The organism is Micromonospora sp. NPDC126480 (genome assembly GCF_040302465.1).
Lineage (GTDB): Bacteria > Actinomycetota > Actinomycetes > Mycobacteriales > Micromonosporaceae > Micromonospora.
The window spans coordinates 24,004-42,666 of sequence record NZ_JBEORU010000013.1 but is presented as its reverse complement, the minus strand read 5'-3'; the positions used below and the strand labels follow the sequence as shown (position 1 = coordinate 42,666).

Genomic DNA, 18,663 nt, shown 5'->3' with positions numbered 1-18,663 from the left:
GTCCTCCTGACGGCGGTGGCCGGGCCGAGGACGGGTCGGCCCGGCCGGAGCGGATGCGGAAGCTACAGCCGGGACCACGCCTCGGTGAGGACGGCCCGGAGGATCTGCTCCATCTCGTCGAACTGCTGCTGCTCGGCGATCAGCGGCGGGGCGAGCTGCACGACCGGGTCGCCCCGGTCGTCGGCCCGGCAGTACAGGCCGGCGGAGAAGAGCGCGGTGGACAGGAACCCGCGCAGCAGCCGCTCGGACTCGGCCTCGTCGAACGTCTCCCGGGTCGCCTTGTCCTTGACCAGCTCGATTCCGTAGAAGTACCCGTCGCCGCGTACGTCGCCGACGATCGGCAGGTCGTGCAGCTTCTCCAGGGTGGCGCGGAACGCCGCCTCGTTGGCCCGTACGTGGCCGATCAGGTCCTCGCGGGCGAAGACCTCCAGGTTGGCCAGGGCCACGGCGCAGGAGACGGGGTGCCCGCCGAAGGTCACGCCGTGGGCGAACATCCCGGTCTCGGTGAGGAACGGCTCCATCAGCCGGTCGCTGGCGATCATCGCGCCGAGCGGGGCGTAGCCGGAGGTGATCCCCTTGGCGGTGGTGATGATGTCGGGCTGGTAGCCGTACCGGGTGGCGCCGAAGTATTCACCCAGCCGGCCCCACGAGCAGATCACCTCGTCGGAGACGAGCAGGACGTCGTACGCGTCGCAGATCTGCCGGACCCGCTCGAAGTAGCCGGGCGGCGGCGGGAAGCAGCCGCCGGAGTTCTGCACCGGCTCCAGGAAAACGGCGGCGACGGTGTCCGGCCCCTCCCGCTCGATGGCCCGGCCGATCTCCTCGGCGGCCCAGCGGCCGAACGCCTCGGGGTCGTCGCCGTGCTCGGGCGCCCGGTAGAAGTTGGTGTTCGGCACCTTGATCCCGCCGGGCACCAGCGGCTCGAAGTCGGTCTTGATTCCGGGCAGGCCGGTGATCGACAGCGCGCCCATCGACGTCCCGTGGTAGGCGATGTACCGGCTGACCACCTTGTGCTTGGTCGGCTTGCCGGTGCGCTTGAAGTACGCCCGGGCGAGCTTCCATGCCGCCTCGACGGCCTCCGACCCGCCGGTGGTGAAGAAGACCCGGTTGAGGTCGCCCGGGGTCAGCGTGGAGATCTTCTCGGCCAGCTCGACGGCCTTCGGGTGGGCGTACGACCACAGGGGGAAGTACGCCAGCTCGCTCGCCTGCTTGGCGGCGGCGTCGGCCAGCTCGGTGCGGCCGTGGCCGGCGTTGACGACGAAGAGCCCCGCGAGCCCGTCCAGGTAGCGCCGGCCCTGGGAGTCCCAGACGTACGCGCCCTCGCCGCGCACGATTGTCGGTACCTCGCCGGCGGAGTAGCTCGCCATCCGGGTGAAGTGCATCCAGAGGTGGTCGGTGGCGTTGGCCATGTCAGCCCCATCGGGTCTCGGGCCGGTCAGGGGTGACACCGGCCGCTCGTGACCACGGTTATCCCACAGCGCGTGGCCTCCTGGCAAGTGGTATCGGTTGCGCTACGGGCATGATGCAACGGATTCGCGAGGCCGTAGCGGTTAGTTACGACGGATTCCGTACCGGACGTCGGCGGAGGCGCCGCCGGCCCGCCCGTGCGTCAGCGCATGCGGGCCGACATCCTGGCCGCTCCCTTTGCTCTGCTTCAACCGGCGCAACAGGTTCCGCTTCGAAATGGTGCGTGGGCTGAAGCAGAGCAAAGGGGGTCCGGCGGGGTGGTCGGGGCGCGGATGGCGCGCGAATCGGCTGACCCCTGCGCCCCTTGCTGACCGACCTGTCCAGGGCATCCGCGGGGCTCTTCGTGATGTCCGGAAGTGCGCGAAACAGTCCTGACCGCAACACGCCGGTAGACCGGCGACACCGCCACGCACAGTGGCTAACCTGCGCCCCAACGTGACCATGGACGGGAGGGCCGATGGGCAACGAGGTACTGCGGGTGGCGATGGCGGACAAGGGCGAGACCGCCGAGTCCCTGGCGGCGAAGGTCGGCGTCGACCCGAAGACGGCGGGCCGCTGGCTCGCCGACGGCCGGATCCCGCATCCACGGACCCGGATCGCGGTAGCGGAGATCCTCGGGCGGGAGGCCGCCGAACTCTGGCCGGAGGCGTTCCGCCGCCGCGACCTGCCGTGGTTCCGGCCGTGGGCCGAGCTGGAGCAGGACGCCGCCTCGATCCGGTCCTACGAGCCGCTGCTGGTGCCGGGGCTGCTCCAGACCGAGGCGTACGCCCGGGCGGTGCTGTCGACCGGCGGCCTGCTGCCGCCCGCCGAGGTGGAGGAGATCGTGGCGTCGCGGCTCGACCGGCAGCGGGTGCTCGCCCGGGAGGTCCCGATGCAGCTCGTCGTGGTGATCGACGAGGTGGTGCTGCGTCGCCGGGTGGGGGACCGGTCGGTGATGGCCGGGCAGCTCGCGCACCTGGCCGCGACGGGCGAGCGGGAGCACGTGCAGGTGCGGGTGATCCCGGCGGAGCACCCGTGGCACACCGGCCTGGCCGGGCCGTTCGTGCTGGCCCGGATGCCGGACGGCGAGGAGGTGGCCTATCTGGACAATCAGCTCCGCGGTCAGATGGTGACCGAGCGTGCCGACATTGCTAGCCTGGGCGCGAGATGGGAGAGCGTCACCGGTGAGGCGCTGCCCCGTCGCCGGTCCGTCGAGCTGATCAGGGAAGTGGCGACGACATGGACATGACCGACGCCCGCTGGCGCACCGCGACCCGCAGCAGCAACAACGGCGGCAACTGCGTCGAGGTGGCCGACAACCTGCCGGGCCGGGTCCTGGTGCGGGACAGCAAGGACCGCGACGGCGGCACCCTGGCGTTCAGCCCCGGCGCCTGGCGCGCGTTCGTCGCCGCCACCGCGCGGCGCGCCCCCTGACCCGGCGCGCCGATCAGGCCGTGCCCCAGGTGTACGTCTGCTTGCGCAGCTTGAGGTAGACGAACGCCTCGGTCGACAGCACGCCCTCGACCGCGCGCAGCCGTTGCAGGATCTCCAGCAGGTGGTCGTCGTTGCGGCAGACCACCTCGGTGAGCAGGTCGAACGAGCCGGCGGTGATGACCACGTAGTCGACCTCGTCCAGCTCGGCGAGCCGGTCGGCCACCGCCTCCAGGTCCCCGTTGGTCCGCAGGCCGATCATGGCCTGGCGGGGGAACCCGAGCTGGAGCGGGTCGGTGACCGCCACGATCTGCATCACCCCGGCGTCGAGCAGGCGCTGCACCCGCTGGCGCACCGCCGCCTCGGAGAGCCCGACCGCCTTGCCGATCGTCGCGTACGGCCGGCGGCCGTCCTCCTGGAGCTGCTCGATGATCTGCTTGGCCACGTCATCGAGCAGAGCGTGGCTGGCGCCTTCACGGACGGTGACGCGCCGCCCGCCGTTGCCGTTGTCGTGGTTCCGGTTCGTCATCGACCGCTCCCCATGTCCGTTCCCGGGATGAGCCTAGTGCCATCGCGCAGTCTGGCGTATTTCGTTGCCAGAGGCTATTCCCGCAACGGAATCCCTTGTAAGGAAGGTCACCCCATGTCAGGATCAGTCGTCCACCGCACTTGACCCTCCCGCCGGCGCGCCACCCCCGTCCCGCGTCGCCGACGCTGACCCCTTAGGAGTCGTCACATGCGTACTCCCTTTCGGCCCCTCACCCGGCGTGGACTGCTGACCGGCACCCTCGGCTCGGCGGCGCTGCTCGCCGCCGGCGGCTCGCTCGCCGGCTGCGGCACGAAAGCCGCGACGCAGACCGAGGCCGGCTGCGTCAGCGAGGACCTCTCCGCGAACGAGAAGACCCTGGCCTTCTCGAACTGGCCGCAGTACATGGACGTCGACGAGAACGACGAGTCGAAGCGGCCCACCCTTGACGAGTTCGTCACGAAGACCGGCATCGAGGTGACCTACACCGAGGACGTCAACGACAACAACGAGTTCTTCGGCAAGGTGCAGAACCAGCTCGCCGCCTGCCAGGGCACCGGGCGGGACATGTTCGTCGTCACCGACTGGATGGCGGCCCGGATGATCCGGCTCGGCTGGGTCCAGAAGCTCGACAAGTCGAAGCTGCCGAACGTCGAGGCGAACCTCCTCTCCTCGCTGCGCAACCGCTCCTTCGACCCGGAGAGCCAGCTCGCCGTCCCGTGGCAGTCCGGCCTCGCCGGCGTCGCCTACAACGGCAACGTCACCAAGGAGATCCGTACGGTCGACGAGCTGCTCACCCGCCCCGACCTCAAGGGCAAGGTGACGGCGCTGTCCGAGATGCGCGACACGATGGGCCTGCTGCTCCAGTCGAACGGCCACGACCCGGCCAACTTCACCGCCGCGCAGTTCGACGACGCGCTCAACAAGCTCAAGAAGGCAGTCGACTCCGGCCAGATCCGCAAGTTCACCGGCAACGACTACGCGCCGGACCTGGCCAAGGGCGACATCGCCGCGTGCATCGCCTGGTCCGGTGACGTGATCCAGCTCGGCTTCGAGGACGAGAAGATCAAGTTCGTGGTGCCGGATTCGGGCGTCATGCTCTGGTCGGACAACATGATGGTGCCGAACAAGGCCACCCACAAGGCGAACGCCGAGCAGCTCATCAACTACTACTACGACCCGGCGGTCGCCGCGCGGCTCGCCGCGTACGTCAACTACATCTGCCCGGTCCAGGGCGCCCAGGCCGAGATGGAGAAGATCGACCCGGAGCTGGCGGCCAACCCGCTGATCTTCCCGGACGAGGCGATGCTGTCGAAGTCCAAGGTGTTCATGGCGCTGGACGAGAAGCAGGAGAGCGAGTACGAGCGCAAGTTCCAGCAGGTCATCGGAGCGTGACGAGGATGGGGCACGACGCGACACCGGCCGGTGACCTCCGGCTCGCCAACCTCACCAAGCGGTTCGGCGTCTTCACCGCGGTGGACGACCTCAGCCTGACCATCCCGCAGGGCTCCTTCTTCGCCCTGCTCGGCGCGTCCGGCTGCGGCAAGACCACCACGCTGCGGATGATCGCCGGGCTGGAGGAGCCGACCGGCGGGCAGGTCCTGCTCGGCGACCGGGACATCGCCCGGCTGCGCCCGTACAAGCGGCCGGTGAACACGGTGTTCCAGTCGTACGCGCTGTTCCCGCACCTCGACATCGCCGAGAACGTGGCCTTCGGGCTGCGCCGGCGCGGCATCCGCAAGGTGGACGACGAGGTCCAGCGGATGCTGTCGCTGGTGCAGCTCGACGGCTTCGGCAAGCGCCGCCCCGCCCAGCTCTCCGGCGGGCAGCAGCAACGTGTCGCACTGGCCCGGGCCCTCATCAACCACCCGCAGGTGCTGCTGCTGGACGAGCCGCTCGGCGCGCTCGACCTGAAGCTGCGCCGGCAGATGCAGATCGAGTTGAAGCGGATCCAGACCGAGGTCGGCATCACCTTCGTGCACGTCACCCACGACCAGGAGGAGGCCATGACGATGGCCGACACGGTCGCGGTGATGAACGCCGGCCGGATCGAGCAGCTCGGCGCGCCCGCCGACATCTACGAGTTCCCGGCGACCGCCTTCGTCGCGAACTTCCTCGGCCAGTCCAACCTGCTCGCCGGCGAGGCCGCCGGGCCCGCCGGGGACGAGGTCCCGGTCTCGGCGCACGGCAGCCGCTTCTCGGTGCCCGCCGCCCGCGCACGCGCCGACCGGGGCCCGGTCTACCTCGGGGTACGCCCGGAGAAGCTGCACCTGGCCGGCTCCGCCGACCAGGTTCCCAGCGGCCACCAGCACGTCGACGGCGTGGTCACCGACGCCTCCTACGTGGGGGTGAGCACCCAGTACCTGCTGCGGACGAGCTGGGGGAGCGAGCTGTCGGTGTTCGTGGCGAACAGCGGCGTTCACCAGCAGCTACCGGTCGGCGGTGCGGCGGTGGCGTACTGGGACCCGCGGCACGCGTTCCTGCTGCCGCGGGAGCCGGGCGAGGACGACCGCACCACCCCGGTGCTCGACGAGCCGGTTGGTGCCAGCTCATGACCGTCCTCGCTCATGTGCCGACCGGGCAGTCGGCGGCGTCCTCCCCGCCGCCGGCCGCCCGGCGCGGGCGGTACCGGCTCCTGCCGTACCTCCTGCTCCTTCCCGGCGCGGCCTGGTTGTTCCTGTTCTTCGCCCTGCCACTTCTCCAGCTCGCCGCGGCCAGCCTGTACGACCCCACCGGCTCGCTCGCCACCGGGTACGCGATGACCTGGGCGTTCGGCAACTACCCGGAGGCGCTCCAGACGTACTGGCCGCAGTTCAGCCGCTCGTTCCTGTACGCCGGCATCGCCCTGGTCCTGGCGCTGCTGATGGGCTACCCGCTGGCGTACGCGATCGCCCAGAAGGCCGGCCGGTGGAAGAACCTGCTGCTGGTCTGCGTGGTCGCGCCGATGTTCACCAGCTTCCTGGTGCGCACCCTGGCCTGGAAGACGATCCTGTCCGACAACGGCTGGCTGGTCGGCCTGCTACGCGACATCCACCTGCTCGGCCCCGACGGCCGGCTGCTGGCCACCCCGGTCGCGGTGGTGCTCGGCCTGACGTACAACTTCCTGCCGTTCCTGGTGCTGCCGCTGTACGCGAGCCTGGAGCGGCTCGACTACCGGCTGCTGGAGGCGGCGAGCGACCTGTACGCGAGCCCGCTCCAGACGTTCCGGCGGGTCACGCTGCCGCTGTCGATGCCCGGCCTGATCGCCGGCACGCTGCTGTTCTTCATCCCGGCGACCGGCGACTACATCAACGCCGAACTGCTCGGCACGCCCAACGAGTACATGATCGGTAACGTCATCGACTCGGCGTTCCTGGTCCGGCTGGACTACCCGCAGGGCGCGGCGCTGTCGTTCCTGCTGATGGCGGCGATCCTCGCGGTGGTGTTCGTGTACCTGCGCAAGGCCGGCACGGAGGAAGTTCTATGAGGTTCTCCCGCTGGCTGGCCGACCGCTGGGTGATGGGCGTCGCGCTGCTCGTGCTCGGCTACCTGTTCCTGCCGATCGCCGTGGTCGCCGCCCTCTCCTTCAACCGGCCGTCGAGCCGCCTGTCGTACGACTTCAACGAGTTCACCCTCGACAACTGGCGCAATCCCTGCGCCACCTCGGACATGTGCGACGCGGTCGTGCGCAGCGTGCAGATCGGGTTCATCTCGACCGTCGTCGCCACCGTCCTCGGCACGCTCATGGCGTTCGCCCTGGCCCGGCACGCCTTCCGCGGCCGGTCCGGGATCAACGTGCTGATCTTCCTGCCGATGGCGACGCCAGAGCTGGTCATGGGCACGTCGCTGCTCGCGCTGTTCGTCGCCGGCGGGGTGCCGCTCGGCTTCTGGACCGTGGTCATCGCGCACGTCATGTTCTGCGTGTCGTTCGTGGTGGTCACCGTGAAGGCGCGGCTGTCCGGCATGGACCGGCGGCTGGAGGAGGCCGCGATGGACCTCTACGCCAGCGAGTGGCAGACGTTCCGCCGGATCACCCTCCCGCTGGTGCTGCCCGGCATCGTGGCCGCCGCGCTGCTCGCCTTCTCGCTGTCGTTCGACGACTTCATCATCACGAACTTCAACTCCGGCACCACCGTCACGTTCCCGATGTACGTCTGGGGCGCCGCCCAGCGGGGCATCCCGCCGCAGGTCAACGTCATCGGCACCGCGATGTTCGCGATCGCGCTGCTGCTGGTGCTGGCCACCACGCTGCGCGGGCGGCGGGCCCGCCGGGCCGCGGTCGCCGCGCCCGTGGCCGTCGGGCAGGCGGGCGGCCGGTCATGACCGGCTCCCATACCGGCCGGACCGCCCACCCGGTGGCGCGGACCCTCGCCGACGCGGCACCCGTGCCGTACTGGCTCGACCGGCCCGAACGTCCCGACCCGCTGCCGCCGCTGCACGGCACCACCGACACCGACCTGCTCGTCGTCGGCGGCGGCTACTCCGGGCTGTGGACGGCGCTGCTCGCCAAGCAGGACCACCCCGACCGGGACGTGCTGCTGGTCGAGGCGGGCACCTGCGGCTGGGCGGCGTCCGGGCGCAACGGCGGCTTCTGCGCCGCGTCGCTCACCCACGGCCTCGCCAACGGCGTCGAGCGGTTCCCGCACGAGATCGCCGAGCTGGACCGCCTCGGCCGGGAGAACCTCGACGGCATCGCGGCGACCGTCGAGGCGTACGGCATCGACTGCGACTTCGAACGCACCGGCGAGCTGTCGGTGGCGGTCGAGCCGTACCAGCTCGCCGGGCTCGCCGAGGACGCGGAGCTGGCCCGGCGGTACGGGCACGACGTCACCCTGCTCGACGCCGACGAGGTGCGTGCCGAGGTGGACTCACCGACGTACCTCGGTGGGCTCTGGGACCGCGACCGGGTGGCGATGGTCGACCCGGCGAAGCTGGCCTGGGGACTGCGCCGGGCCGCCCGCGACCTGGGCGTACGGATCCACGAGCACACCCGGGTCACCGGCCTGCGCCGCGACGGCGCGGCGTTGCGGGCGACCACCGCCGGGGGCGCGGAGGCCGCGCCGGGGCAGGTGCGTGCCCGGCAGGTGGTGCTGGCGACGAACGCGTTCCCGCCGCTGCTGCGCCGCCTGCGCGCGTGGATCGTCCCGGTGTACGACTACGCGCTGATGACCGAGCCGCTGACCGACGCCCAGCGGAAATCGATCGGCTGGACCAACCGGCAAGGGCTCGCGGACACCGGCAACCAGTTCCACTACTACCGGATCACCGGCGACGGGCGGATCCTCTTCGGCGGGTACGACGCGGTCTACCACTACGGCAACCGGGTCGCGCCCGCACTGGAACAGCGCGCCGCCACCTTCACGGCTCTGGCTCAGCACTTCTTCACCACGTTCCCGCAGCTCGACGGGTTGCGGTTCAGCCACCGCTGGGGCGGCGTCATCGACACCAGCACCCGGTTCTGCCCGTTCTTCGGCACCGCCCACGAGGGGCGGCTGGCGTACGCGGCCGGCTACACCGGGCTCGGCGTCGGCGCGACCCGCTTCGGCGCCCGCGTGATGCTCGACCTGCTCGCCGGCGAGGACACCCCGCTGACCCGGCTCGACCTGGTGCGCGGCAAGCCGCTGCCGTTCCCGCCGGAACCCGTCCGGGCCGCCGGCATCCACCTCACCCGCTGGTCCCTCGCCCGCGCCGACGAGCGGCAGGGCCGGCGCAACCTCTGGCTCCGTACTCTCGACCGCCTTGGACTGGGGTTCGATTCCTGATGCGCATCCTGCTCGTCGGCGCCGGTGGCGTCGGCTCCGCCGCCGTATCCATCGCCGCCCGGCGTACCTTCTTCGAGACCATGGTCGTCGCCGACCACGACCTGGGCCGCGCGTCGCGTGCCGTGACCGGCCGGGACGGGCGCTTCGTCGCCGCGGCGGTCGACGCCTCCTCGGCCGACGCGGTCGCCGCGCTCTGCCGGGAGCACCGGATCACGCACGTGCTCAACGCCGTCGACCCGCGCTTCGTCATGCCGATCTTCGACGGCGCCTACGCCGCCGGGGCCGACTACCTCGACATGGCGATGTCGCTGTCCCACCCGCACCCGTCCCGGCCGCATGCCGAAACCGGGGTCAAACTGGGCGACGAGCAGTTCACCCGGTCCGCCGCGTGGACGGACGCCGGCCGGCTGGCGCTGTGCGGCATCGGGGTCGAGCCGGGCCTGTCCGACGTGTTCGCCCGGTACGCCGCCGACGAGCTGTTCGGTGAGATCGACGAGATCGGCGTCCGCGACGGGGCAAACCTCACCGTGGACGGGTACGACTTCGCGCCGTCGTTCTCGATCTGGACGACAATCGAGGAGTGCCTGAACCCGCCGGTCATCTGGGAGGCCGGCCGGGGCTGGTACACGACCCCGCCGTTCTCCGAGCCCGAGGTGTTCCACTTCCCGGAGGGGATCGGCCCGGTCGAGTGCGTGAACGTCGAGCACGAGGAGGTGCTGCTGATCCCGCGCTGGGTGGAGGCGAAGCGGGTCACCTTCAAGTACGGCCTCGGCAACGAGTTCATCGAGGTGCTGAAGACGCTGCACAAGCTCGGCCTCTCGTCGACGTCGCCGGTCCGGGTCGGCGGCGTGTCGGTCTCGCCCCGCGACGTGGTGGCGGCCTGCCTGCCCGACCCGGCCACCCTCGGCGACCGGATGCGCGGCAAGACCTGCGCCGGCACCTGGGTCCGTGGGACCGGCGTCGACGGGCAACCGCGCGAGGTGTACCTGTACCACGTGGTCGACAACGAATGGTCGATGGCGGAGTACGGCCACCAGGCCGTCGTCTGGCAGACGGCGGTGAACCCGGTCGTGGCGCTGGAACTGCTGGCCGGCGGCGCCTGGTCCGGTACCGGCGTGCTCGGCCCGGAGGCGTTCCCGCCGGTGCCCTTCCTCGACCTGCTGACCGCCTACGGCTCGCCGTGGGGAATGGAGGAGCGGTGACCCGCTACGGACCCATGTACGGCCCCGACATCACGTTCCTCGGGGTGCCGCCCTGCACGCTCGGCGAGCCGGTCACCTACGCCGACGCCGACGTGGTCATCATCGGTGCGCCGTTCGACGGCGGCACGTCGCACCGGCCCGGCACCCGGTTCGGACCGTCGGCCATCCGGCAGGCCTGCTACCTGCCGCACGACGGCTCCCGCCCCTCGCTCGCCTTCCGCGTGGACGCGTTGCGGGACCTGCGCGTCTACGACGCCGGCGACGTGGAGATGTTCTCCGGCGACATCGAGCGGTCGTTGTCCGCCCTCGAGGAGGCCGTGTTCGCGGTGGCGTCGGCCGGGGCGATCCCGGTCGTCCTCGGCGGCGACCACTCCATCGCCCTGCCCGACGCCACCGGGGTGGCCCGGCACCACGGGCTCGGACGGGTGTCGCTTGTGCACTTCGACGCGCACGCCGACACCGGGGACGTCGAGTTCGGCTCCCTGCAGGGGCACGGCCAGCCGATGCGGCGGCTCATCGAGTCCGGCGCGGTACGCGGCGACCGGTTCCTCCAGATCGGCCTGCGCGGCTACTGGCCCGGCCCCTCCGTGCTGTCCTGGATGGCCGAGCAGCGGATGCGGTCGTACGAGATGACCGAGCTGGTGGCGCGCGGCCTGGACGTCTGCCTCACCGAGGCGTTCGACATCGCGGTGGACGAGTGCGAGGGCGTGTTCCTCTCCGTCGACGTGGACGTGGTCGACCCCGGCATGGCACCCGGCACCGGCACTCCCGAACCGGGCGGCCTCACGTCGCGGCAGCTCCTCGACGCGGTCCGCCGGGTCTGCTACGAACTGCCCGTCGTGGGAGTCGACGTGGTCGAGGTCGCCCCGCCGTACGACCACGCCGACATCACCGCGTACCTGGGCAACCGCGTAGTCCTGGAATCCCTCTCCGCGATCGCGAGACGCCGCCGCGACGCCGCCGGCGGCCTGCCCTGGACCCCAACCCAACCCTTACTAGACTCCCGCTGATCCCCCTCCCGGCCCCCCACCCCCGCTCCTGTCGATCATGGAGTTGTGGTGGCCGGTTGGTAGGCATTTGCGGCTTATCTGAGGCGCCACAACTCCATGATCGACGAGAGTGTCGGCGCTAGTGCCATAGCAGATCTGGGGTCGTTTCGGGGGTTGTCCACAGGGCGCCTGGTTGTCCACAGGACGGTAGTTGCGGGTGGCGGGGCCGACGTCCGGGCTGAACAGTCTGCGGTTGTGCCAGAGGAACCACATCGTTATTCGGAGCTGCTCGCCGCCGGGCACAGCCGTGAGGTCGTGCGGAGGCAGACCGCCAGCGGGCAACTGAAGCGGCTGACCCGCGGTGTCTATGGGCCGGACGACAGCTTCGCCGCACGCCTCCAGGCGACGTTCCGCCGGCTGCCCTACGGTGCGGTCGCCGGTTTCCACACCGGCGCCGGGCTGCACGGGTTCGGGATGTCCGGAACCCGTGACATCCACGTCATCGTGCCGGCCGGGTCGGTCGTACCGCAGATAGCCGGAGTCGTCGCGCACGAGTCCGTACTGCCGGTCCGCGATCCGGTGCTGGTGGCCGGGGTGCCGTGCGCGCCCGCATCCCGGTGCGCCGTCGACCTGGCACGGGTGCTACCCCGGATGGATGCCCTGCCGGTGCTCGACGCCTGCCTTCGTGGCGGAGCGTGTCGACGCGAGGATCTCGCGTCGGAGGTCGCCTGGCACTCCGGTCTGCGCGGAGTCTGTCAGGCGCGGCGACTCGTTCAGCTAGCTGATCCGCGCTCGGAATGCCGGCAGGAAAGCCAACTGCGGCTCCTGCTTGTCGATGGTGGACTGCCGTGTCCTGAGCCGCAGCTCTGGGTGCCGGACGAGGCCGGTGTGCCCCTCTACCGGCTGGACCTCGGCTATCGCAGGCGGCGCATCGGCCTCGAGTACGACGGGGCGTCACACCTCGACCGTGAGCGCTTACGGCATGACCGCTCGAGGATGAACTGGCTGGCCGCGCACGGCTGGCGGGTCAGGTACTTCACGGACCGCGACCTCTACCGCCACCCACGCCACATAGTGGCGACCGTGGCCGACCTGCTGCGCTCCTGACCCGTCGATCATGGAGTTGTGGTGCCTGTGAACGGTGCTTATCTGGTCAATCCGCCCACCGCAACTCCATGATCGACGGTCGGTGAGCCGTGGGGTCGATGCCGGGGTCGCCGATCGGCAGTGGGACGCTCACGAATGCGCCAGGGCCGGAGGGACGGTCGATGGATCGAGGCATCCTGATGGTCACCCACAGTGCTCGACTGGTGGCGGTGACCGCCGTGGCGGGGGATTCTGGAGAGAGTCCTGCTGACGAGACTCGTGAGGGTGACTCAACCACTCTCGAATCAGCCCTCCCCCACCTGGTTCCACCGGCTCGGCCCCGGCCGCCGGGCATCGGTGATCCTCGGCGGTGCGTTGCTGTCAGTCGTACTCCTCTGTTGCGCCGGCACGGCGGTCGTGAGTGCCGTGTTCGGTGAGCCGCAGCCGCAGCGCACCGGCACGTCCGCCGACGCGGCGCCGGAGCCGGTCGTCGCCGCTTCCGCAGAAAGCGCGCCGAGCGAGAGTACGCCGAGCGAGCAACCGTCCGAGGTCACCCCGTCGGCGACGGCGGCCAGCCCGATGCCGTCTCCGGTGGTGGAGGTGCGGACCGTGACCGCGACGCAGCGCATCCCGCACGCCACCCGCACCGTCAAGGACTCGTCGCTCGCCCAGGGGAAGCGGGTCGTCCGGACCCGGGGCGTCGACGGCGTCCGCACGCTGACCTACGAGGTCACGGTCACCGACGGGGTGCAGACCGGCCGGAAGCTGATCGGCTCGGAGGTCACGAAGAAGCCGGTCACCGAGGTCGTCGCGGTCGGCACCAAGCCCGCGTCGCGCTGCGACCCGAACTACAGCCCGTGTGTCCCGATCGCCAGCGACGTGGACTGCGCCGGCGGCGGCGGCAACGGCCCGGCATACGTGACCGGCCCCGTCAAGGTCATCGGCACGGACATCTACGACCTGGACCGCGACAACGACGGCTGGGGCTGCGACTGACTGATCTCGTCGATCATGGAGTTGTGGTGCCACGTAAAAGGGGTAATTCATGGCCCTTCGCCCACCACAACTCCATGATCGACCGGGGAAAGCGGGGGTCAGGCCACAGTGGAGCGGATCAGGAAGCGGACGCCTTCGGGGGCTTCCAGGCTGAAGCCGCTGCCCCGGCCGGGGACCACGTCGACCGTCAGCCTCGTGTGTTTCCACAGCTCCCACTGGGACGTGGACATCCAGAACTCGACCGGCTCGGGCACACCGTCCACGGCGAGGCTGGCGAGCAGCACGTCCGACCCGCCGGTGCGGAACTCGCCCGCCGGGAAGCACATCGGGGCGCTGCCGTCGCAGCAGCCGCCGGACTGGTGGAACATCAACGCCCCGTGCCGCTCCCGCAGCGACCGGATCAACTCGGCCGCCGCGGGAGTCAGCGAGACGACGGACATCAGAAGAAGCCCAGCTTCTTCGGGGAGTAGCTGACCAGCAGGTTCTTGGTCTGCTGGTAGTGCTCCAGCATCATCTTGTGGTTCTCCCGGCCGATGCCGGACTGCTTGTACCCGCCGAACGCGGCGTGCGCCGGGTACGCGTGGTAGCAGTTCGTCCAGACCCGGCCGGCCTGGATGGCCCGCCCGGCCCGGTACGCGGTGTTCATGTCCCGCGTCCAGACGCCGGCGCCGAGCCCGTACAGGGTGTCGTTGGCGATCTTCACGGCGTCGTCCAGGTCGGCGAACGAGGTCACCGACACGACCGGGCCGAAGATCTCCTCCTGGAAGATCCGCATCGAGTTGTCGCCCTCGAAGATCGTCGGCTCGACGTAGTACCCGCCGGACAGCTCGCCGCCCAGGTCCGCCCGCCCGCCGCCGGTCAACACGCGAGCGCCCTCCTGCCGGCCGATGTCCAGGTAGGACAGGATCTTCTCGAGCTGGTCGTTGGACGCCTGCGCGCCGATCATCGTCTCGGTGTCGAGCGGGTGGCCCTGCCGCACGTCCCGCGTCCGGGAAACCGCCGCGGCCAGGAAGTCCGCGTAGTGCCCCTGCTGGATCAGCGCCCGCGACGGGCAGGTGCACACCTCGCCCTGGTTCAGGGCGAACATCGTGAAGCCTTCGAGCGCCTTGTCGAAGAAGTCGTCGCGCGACGCGCTGACGTCGTCGAAGAAGATGTTCGGGCTCTTGCCGCCCAGCTCGAGCGTGACCGGCTTGATGTTCTCGCTGGCGTACTGCATGATCAGCCGCCCGGTGGTGGTCTCCCCGGTGAACGCCACCTTCGCCACCCGCGGGGAGGACGCGAGCGGCTTGCCGGCCTCGACGCCGAAACCGTTGACGACGTTGACCACGCCGGACGGCAGCAGGTCGGCCACCAGCGACAGCCAGTGGTGGATCGACGCGGGCGTCTGCTCGGCCGGCTTGAGCACCACCGCGTTGCCGGCCGCGAGCGCCGGGGCCAGCTTCCAGGTGGCCATGAGCAGCGGGAAGTTCCACGGGATGATCTGCCCGACCACGCCGAGCGGCTCGTGGAAGTGGTACGCGACGGTGTCGTCGTCGAGTTCGCCGAGCGAGCCCTCCTGTGCCCGGATCGCGCCGGCGAAGTACCGGAAGTGGTCGATCGCGAGCGGAATGTCGGCGGCGAGCGTCTCCCGGACCGGCTTGCCGTTCTCCCAGGTCTCGGCGACCGCGAGGGACTCCAGGTTCTCCTCCATCCGGTCGGCGATCCGGTTGAGGATCAGCGCCCGCTCGGCGACCGGGGTGCGGCCCCAGGCGTCGGCGGCGCCGTGCGCCGCGTCGAGGGCCCGCTCGACGTCCTCGGCGGTGCCCCGGGCCACCTCGCAGAACGGCTGCCCGGTCACCGGGGTCGGGTTCTCGAAGTACCGCCCACCGTGCGGCTTCACGTACTCCCCGCCGATGAAGTGGTCGTAGCGGGACTGCCAGTGGGTGGGCGCGTCGTAGCGCGTCATGGGTACCTCCGCCGATCCGTTGGGGGTGGATGGCGGCGACGCTAGTTCCGGGTACGTTGCAGCGACGTTGCGCCGCCCACGTCGTACTCCTCGGCGAGCTGGCGGGCGCGGGCGACCGCGAGGGGCCGGCGGGGCGCGCCCGGCGGCAGGGCCCGCGCCAGGGTCTCCCAGACGGTGAGGTCGTCGGCGCCGGCGGGCGTCGCGGTCCAGGCCGCGAGCAGGCCCGGGTCCGCGCTGGCCAGCACGGCCGCGCGCAGCTGCCCGTCGACCAGCCGGCGCAGTCGCGCGACGCCCGGCGCGTCGGAGCCGGGCAGCAGACTTCCCGGGTACGCGTCGAGCGCGCCCGCCGGGTCGCCGCGTTCCAGCAGGTCGGTGACGGTACGGAAGTCGGCGCGCACCCGGCCGCGCAGCCGGTACGGGCGGGAGTCGAGCAGCTCGGGGCCGAGCACCCGCCGCAGCCGGGACAGTTCGGCGCGCAGGGTGACCGGGTGCAGCCGGTCGTCGCCGTAGAGGTCCAGGCCGAGCTGCTCGCCGGTGCGCCCCTCCGGATGGTCGACGAGCAGCACCAGCAGTTCGCTGTGCCGGCGGCCGAGCCGGATGCGGCGCCCGCCGACCCGCAGCTCCGCCTCGTCGCGGCCGAGCGCCGCCACGTGCACCACGTCCGGCTCGACGGGCGCCGTCCCGGCGAGGAGCGCCTCGGCGGCCCGCGCGGTGGCCCGGACCAGCGCCAGGCTCTGCGGGTTCGCCAGGTGGTCGCCGCCGGTGATGTCGACGGCGCCGAGCAGCCGGCCGGTGGTCGGGTCGTGGATCGGCGCGGCGGCGCAGGTCCACCGCTGGACGCGGCGGCTGAAGTGCTCGGTGGCGAAGATCTGCACGCTGTGGTCGACGGCGAGGGCGGTGCCGGGAGCGTTGGTGCCGGCGTGCGCCTCGTCCCAGCGGGCGCCGGGCACGAAGTTCATCCGCTCGGCCCGGCGCAGCACCCCGGGGTGCCCCTCCACCCAGAGCAGCCGCCCGTACGCGTCGCAGACCGCCATCAGGTGCGCGCCGTCCTGGGCGATGCCGCCGAGCAGGTCACGGAAGAGCGGCAGCACCCGGGCGAGGGGGTGCCCGGACCGGTAGCTCTCCAGGGTGTCGTCGGCGAGGTCGACCGGTGGGGTGCCCTCGGGGTCGAGCAGCGCCGACCGCTCCCAGGAGCGGCGGACCACCTCGCGTACCCGCTGCGGCACGGCGCCGGTGAGGAACGCCTCGTGGGCGGCACCCACCTGCGCGATCCGCTCCGCCGGATCGACGCCGATTTCCAGGGCGAGCCACGGGTCGGCCACGGGCGACCTCCTCGCGCCCATGGTGACGCAGCTCACCCGGGATCGCCAACCCGTGCGGGTGAGGAGGACGAACACGGCCGGACGGCGCAGCGGGTGCGATCCGGCTTGACCCCGTTTGTCCCGGGCGGGCCGGCGTGGAGGATGGCTCCGGCGGGTGTTTACGGAACCCTTATCTCCTGCTTGAGACCGTATGCGGGACAACGAGGAACCACGGGGAGCGGAAGCGTGCGGGTGCTGGTGGCGGACGACGAGCGGTTGCTGGCGGACACGGTCGCCGAGGGGCTGCGCCGCCTCTCGATGGCGGTCGACGTCTGCTACGACGGCGATGCCGCGCTGGAGCGGGTCGGCGTGAACCGGTACGACGTGGCGGTGCTGGACCGGGACATGCCGGGGCACACCGGTGACGAGGTGTGCCGCAGCCTCGCCGGGTCCGACGCCGGCACCCGGGTGCTGCTGCTCACCGCGGCGGCCGGCATCCGGGACCGGGTGGAGGGCCTGGGGCTGGGCGCCGACGACTACCTGACCAAGCCGTTCGCCTTCGCCGAGCTCGTCGCCCGGGTGCAGGCGCTCGGCCGGCGGTCCGCGCCGGCGCTGCCGCCGGTGCTCGAACAGCAGGGGGTGGTGCTCGACGTGGCCCGGCACACCGTCACCCGGGACGGCCGGCCGCTCAACCTGAGCCCGAAGGAGTTCGCGGTGCTGCACGTGCTGATGCGCGCGGACGGCCGGGTGGTCAGCGCGGAGGACCTGCTCGAGCAGGCGTGGGACGAGTTCGCCGACCCGTTCACGAACGTGGTCCGGGTGACCGTGATGACGCTGCGCAAGAAGCTCGGCCAGCCGTCGGTCGTGCACACCGTGCCCAAGGCCGGTTACCGGATCGGCGGCCCGGAGTGAGCCCGCGGCGCCGGGTCCTGCTGGTCGGGGTGCTCGCCCTGCTCGTCGGCTACCTGCTGCCCGGTCTGGTCCAGTGGCTTCTGGGCGCGGTGTGGTGGCGGGCCTACGAGGTGTGCCAGCTGCCGGTGCCGGGGCTGGGGACGGTGTGCGAGGCGGGCGGCGAGTTCCGCGCGCTGCTGCCGCCGCTGGCCCTCCTCGGCCTGGTCGTGGTGGCGGTGGCCACGCTCTGGGGAGCCGCCCGGTGGTGCCTGCGCCCGGTCCGCGACCTCGCCGAGCCGGTCACGCACGTGGGTCCGCAGAACCTGGGCTACCGGATCCGCCCGCGGGGCCGGGACGAGCTGGCCCGGCTGGCCCGGGCGATCGACGACATGATGGAGCGCATCACCGCCGGGTACGAGGGGCAGCGGCGGTTCGCCGCGAACGCCTCGCACGAGCTGCGGACGCCGCTTGCGGTCCAGCGGACCCTGATCGAGGTCGGCATGGCCCGGACGCTCACCGGCGAGCAGCTCGAACTGCTGACCGCCCAGCTGCTGCAGACAAACGAGCGCAACGAGCGGCTCATCGAGGGGCTGCTCGCGCTCAGCGAGAGCGACCAGGGGCTGCGCTCGTCCACCCCGCAACGCCTCGACGAGATCGCCGCCGGTGTGCTCGCCGCGTACGCCGACCGGGCCACCGAGGCCGGGGTGACCGTGGCGAGCCGGCTCGCGCCCCGCGTGGTGATGGGTGAGCGGGTGCTGCTGGAGCGCCTGGTGACCAACCTCGTGGAGAACGGGATCAAGTACAACCGGCCGGGTGGCCGGCTCACCGTCACGGTCGACGGGGCTCCGGCGCTGACCGTGGCCAACACCGGCCAGGTCGTACCGACCGAGGCGGTCGCCGGCCTCTTCGAGCCGTTCCGGCGCCTGGCGCGGGACCGGACCAACTCCGGCGGCGGCGCCGGTCTCGGCCTCGCCATCGCCCGCTCGATCACCCAGGCGCACGACGGCGTGATCGCCGCCCGGCCGGGCGAGGACGGCGGCCTGCGGGTCGACGTCCAGCTACCCGGACCGCACTGACCCAGCCGTCCGGCCGGACCACACATCGATCGA

18 protein-coding genes are annotated in these 18,663 nt (G+C 71.4%); 13 read left to right on the top strand and 5 right to left on the bottom strand.

The features are described from left to right. Positions 1 to 62 precede the first annotated feature (62 nt). On the bottom strand, positions 63 to 1,409 hold the full coding sequence (locus ABTW87_RS14525) for an aspartate aminotransferase family protein (RefSeq protein WP_350651288.1): 1,347 nt from the start codon (positions 1,407 to 1,409) through the stop codon (positions 63 to 65). Positions 1,410 to 1,924: 515 nt separating this feature from the next. On the opposite strand from ABTW87_RS14525, the gene ABTW87_RS14520 reads away from it, so the two are divergent. Both ABTW87_RS14520 and ABTW87_RS14515 read left to right on the top strand, forming a co-directional pair. After that, positions 1,925 to 2,695 (top strand): helix-turn-helix domain-containing protein, encoded by a 771-nt coding sequence (locus tag ABTW87_RS14520; RefSeq protein WP_350651287.1) that lies wholly within the window; start codon positions 1,925 to 1,927, stop codon positions 2,693 to 2,695. Beyond that, the gene (locus ABTW87_RS14515; RefSeq protein WP_350651286.1) at positions 2,686 to 2,880 is read left to right on the top strand and encodes a DUF397 domain-containing protein; all 195 of its coding nucleotides are present in this window, start codon (positions 2,686 to 2,688) and stop codon (positions 2,878 to 2,880) included. The genes ABTW87_RS14520 and ABTW87_RS14515 overlap by 10 nt, the downstream gene beginning before the upstream one ends. 13 nt (positions 2,881 to 2,893) lie before the next feature. Here ABTW87_RS14515 and ABTW87_RS14510 read toward each other — a convergent pair whose 3' ends face one another. Then, the gene (locus ABTW87_RS14510; protein WP_130321813.1) at positions 2,894 to 3,406 is read right to left on the bottom strand and encodes an Lrp/AsnC family transcriptional regulator; all 513 of its coding nucleotides are present in this window, start codon (positions 3,404 to 3,406) and stop codon (positions 2,894 to 2,896) included. A 207-nt stretch (positions 3,407 to 3,613) separates the two neighbouring features. Between ABTW87_RS14510 and ABTW87_RS14505 the strand changes: the two genes are divergently transcribed. From ABTW87_RS14505 to ABTW87_RS14465, 9 genes are all read left to right on the top strand, one after another. Next, the gene (locus ABTW87_RS14505; RefSeq protein WP_350651285.1) at positions 3,614 to 4,798 is read left to right on the top strand and encodes a polyamine ABC transporter substrate-binding protein; all 1,185 of its coding nucleotides are present in this window, start codon (positions 3,614 to 3,616) and stop codon (positions 4,796 to 4,798) included. A 5-nt stretch (positions 4,799 to 4,803) separates the two neighbouring features. Continuing rightward, positions 4,804 to 5,958, top strand: coding sequence for an ABC transporter ATP-binding protein (locus ABTW87_RS14500; protein ID WP_350651284.1), 1,155 nt, complete (start codon positions 4,804 to 4,806; stop codon positions 5,956 to 5,958). After that, positions 5,955 to 6,869, top strand: a complete 915-nt coding sequence (locus ABTW87_RS14495) for an ABC transporter permease (protein ID WP_350651283.1) — start codon at positions 5,955 to 5,957, stop codon at positions 6,867 to 6,869. The genes ABTW87_RS14500 and ABTW87_RS14495 overlap by 4 nt, the downstream gene beginning before the upstream one ends. Then, positions 6,866 to 7,705, top strand: a complete 840-nt coding sequence (locus ABTW87_RS14490) for an ABC transporter permease (protein WP_350651282.1) — start codon at positions 6,866 to 6,868, stop codon at positions 7,703 to 7,705. Before ABTW87_RS14495 ends, ABTW87_RS14490 begins: the two co-directional genes overlap by 4 nt. After that, a complete protein-coding gene (locus ABTW87_RS14485) occupies positions 7,702 to 9,144 on the top strand; it encodes an NAD(P)/FAD-dependent oxidoreductase (RefSeq protein ID WP_350651281.1) in 1,443 nt (480 codons plus the stop codon). Before ABTW87_RS14490 ends, ABTW87_RS14485 begins: the two co-directional genes overlap by 4 nt. Further along, entirely contained in the window at positions 9,144 to 10,346 is a 1,203-nt protein-coding gene (locus tag ABTW87_RS14480) for a saccharopine dehydrogenase family protein (protein WP_350651280.1), read from the top strand. Before ABTW87_RS14485 ends, ABTW87_RS14480 begins: the two co-directional genes overlap by 1 nt. Beyond that, the gene (gene speB, locus ABTW87_RS14475) at positions 10,343 to 11,356 is read left to right on the top strand and encodes an agmatinase (protein ID WP_350651279.1); all 1,014 of its coding nucleotides are present in this window, start codon (positions 10,343 to 10,345) and stop codon (positions 11,354 to 11,356) included. The genes ABTW87_RS14480 and speB overlap by 4 nt, the downstream gene beginning before the upstream one ends. 234 nt (positions 11,357 to 11,590) lie before the next feature. Beyond that, complete coding sequence (locus ABTW87_RS14470; protein WP_350651278.1) at positions 11,591 to 12,442, top strand: endonuclease domain-containing protein; 852 nt, start codon at positions 11,591 to 11,593, stop codon at positions 12,440 to 12,442. A gap of 264 nt (positions 12,443 to 12,706) precedes the next feature. Continuing rightward, positions 12,707 to 13,417 carry a G5 domain-containing protein gene (locus ABTW87_RS14465; protein ID WP_350651277.1) on the top strand — a complete coding sequence of 237 codons (711 nt, stop codon included), beginning with the start codon at positions 12,707 to 12,709 and terminating at the stop codon, positions 13,415 to 13,417. 98 nt (positions 13,418 to 13,515) lie between these two features. Here ABTW87_RS14465 and ABTW87_RS14460 read toward each other — a convergent pair whose 3' ends face one another. From ABTW87_RS14460 to ABTW87_RS14450, 3 genes are read right to left on the bottom strand one after another with little or no spacing between them, the layout of a single operon-like run. Beyond that, complete coding sequence (locus tag ABTW87_RS14460; RefSeq protein ID WP_502891581.1) at positions 13,516 to 13,857, bottom strand: DUF779 domain-containing protein; 342 nt, start codon at positions 13,855 to 13,857, stop codon at positions 13,516 to 13,518. After that, entirely contained in the window at positions 13,857 to 15,362 is a 1,506-nt protein-coding gene (gene adh / locus ABTW87_RS14455) for an aldehyde dehydrogenase (protein WP_350651276.1), read from the bottom strand. The genes ABTW87_RS14460 and adh overlap by 1 nt, the downstream gene beginning before the upstream one ends. A gap of 41 nt (positions 15,363 to 15,403) precedes the next feature. Then, the gene (locus ABTW87_RS14450; RefSeq protein WP_350651275.1) at positions 15,404 to 16,684 is read right to left on the bottom strand and encodes a GAF domain-containing protein; all 1,281 of its coding nucleotides are present in this window, start codon (positions 16,682 to 16,684) and stop codon (positions 15,404 to 15,406) included. Between the two features lie 225 nt (positions 16,685 to 16,909). Between ABTW87_RS14450 and ABTW87_RS14445 the strand changes: the two genes are divergently transcribed. Then, positions 16,910 to 17,575 carry a response regulator transcription factor gene (locus ABTW87_RS14445; RefSeq protein ID WP_350651274.1) on the top strand — a complete coding sequence of 222 codons (666 nt, stop codon included), beginning with the start codon at positions 16,910 to 16,912 and terminating at the stop codon, positions 17,573 to 17,575. Beyond that, positions 17,572 to 18,630: a sensor histidine kinase gene (locus ABTW87_RS14440; RefSeq protein WP_350651273.1), complete on the top strand. Its 1,059-nt coding sequence runs from the start codon at positions 17,572 to 17,574 to the stop codon at positions 18,628 to 18,630. The genes ABTW87_RS14445 and ABTW87_RS14440 overlap by 4 nt, the downstream gene beginning before the upstream one ends. Positions 18,631 to 18,663: the final 33 nt, after the last annotated feature.

What these genes read in the sequence shown, in the direction of transcription:
- ABTW87_RS14525 (WP_350651288.1), bottom strand. Translation starts at nt 1,409, where the DNA reads ATGGCCAACGCCACCGACCACCTCTGGATGCACTTCACCCGGATGGCG.
- ABTW87_RS14520 (WP_350651287.1), top strand. Translation starts at nt 1,925, where the DNA reads ATGGGCAACGAGGTACTGCGGGTGGCGATGGCGGACAAGGGCGAGACC.
- ABTW87_RS14515 (WP_350651286.1), top strand. Translation starts at nt 2,686, where the DNA reads ATGGACATGACCGACGCCCGCTGGCGCACCGCGACCCGCAGCAGCAAC.
- ABTW87_RS14510 (WP_130321813.1), bottom strand. Translation starts at nt 3,406, where the DNA reads ATGACGAACCGGAACCACGACAACGGCAACGGCGGGCGGCGCGTCACC.
- ABTW87_RS14505 (WP_350651285.1), top strand. Translation starts at nt 3,614, where the DNA reads ATGCGTACTCCCTTTCGGCCCCTCACCCGGCGTGGACTGCTGACCGGC.
- ABTW87_RS14500 (WP_350651284.1), top strand. Translation starts at nt 4,804, where the DNA reads ATGGGGCACGACGCGACACCGGCCGGTGACCTCCGGCTCGCCAACCTC.
- ABTW87_RS14495 (WP_350651283.1), top strand. Translation starts at nt 5,955, where the DNA reads ATGACCGTCCTCGCTCATGTGCCGACCGGGCAGTCGGCGGCGTCCTCC.
- ABTW87_RS14490 (WP_350651282.1), top strand. Translation starts at nt 6,866, where the DNA reads ATGAGGTTCTCCCGCTGGCTGGCCGACCGCTGGGTGATGGGCGTCGCG.
- ABTW87_RS14485 (WP_350651281.1), top strand. Translation starts at nt 7,702, where the DNA reads ATGACCGGCTCCCATACCGGCCGGACCGCCCACCCGGTGGCGCGGACC.
- ABTW87_RS14480 (WP_350651280.1), top strand. Translation starts at nt 9,144, where the DNA reads ATGCGCATCCTGCTCGTCGGCGCCGGTGGCGTCGGCTCCGCCGCCGTA.
- ABTW87_RS14460 (WP_502891581.1), bottom strand. Translation starts at nt 13,857, where the DNA reads ATGTCCGTCGTCTCGCTGACTCCCGCGGCGGCCGAGTTGATCCGGTCG.
- adh (WP_350651276.1), bottom strand. Translation starts at nt 15,362, where the DNA reads ATGACGCGCTACGACGCGCCCACCCACTGGCAGTCCCGCTACGACCAC.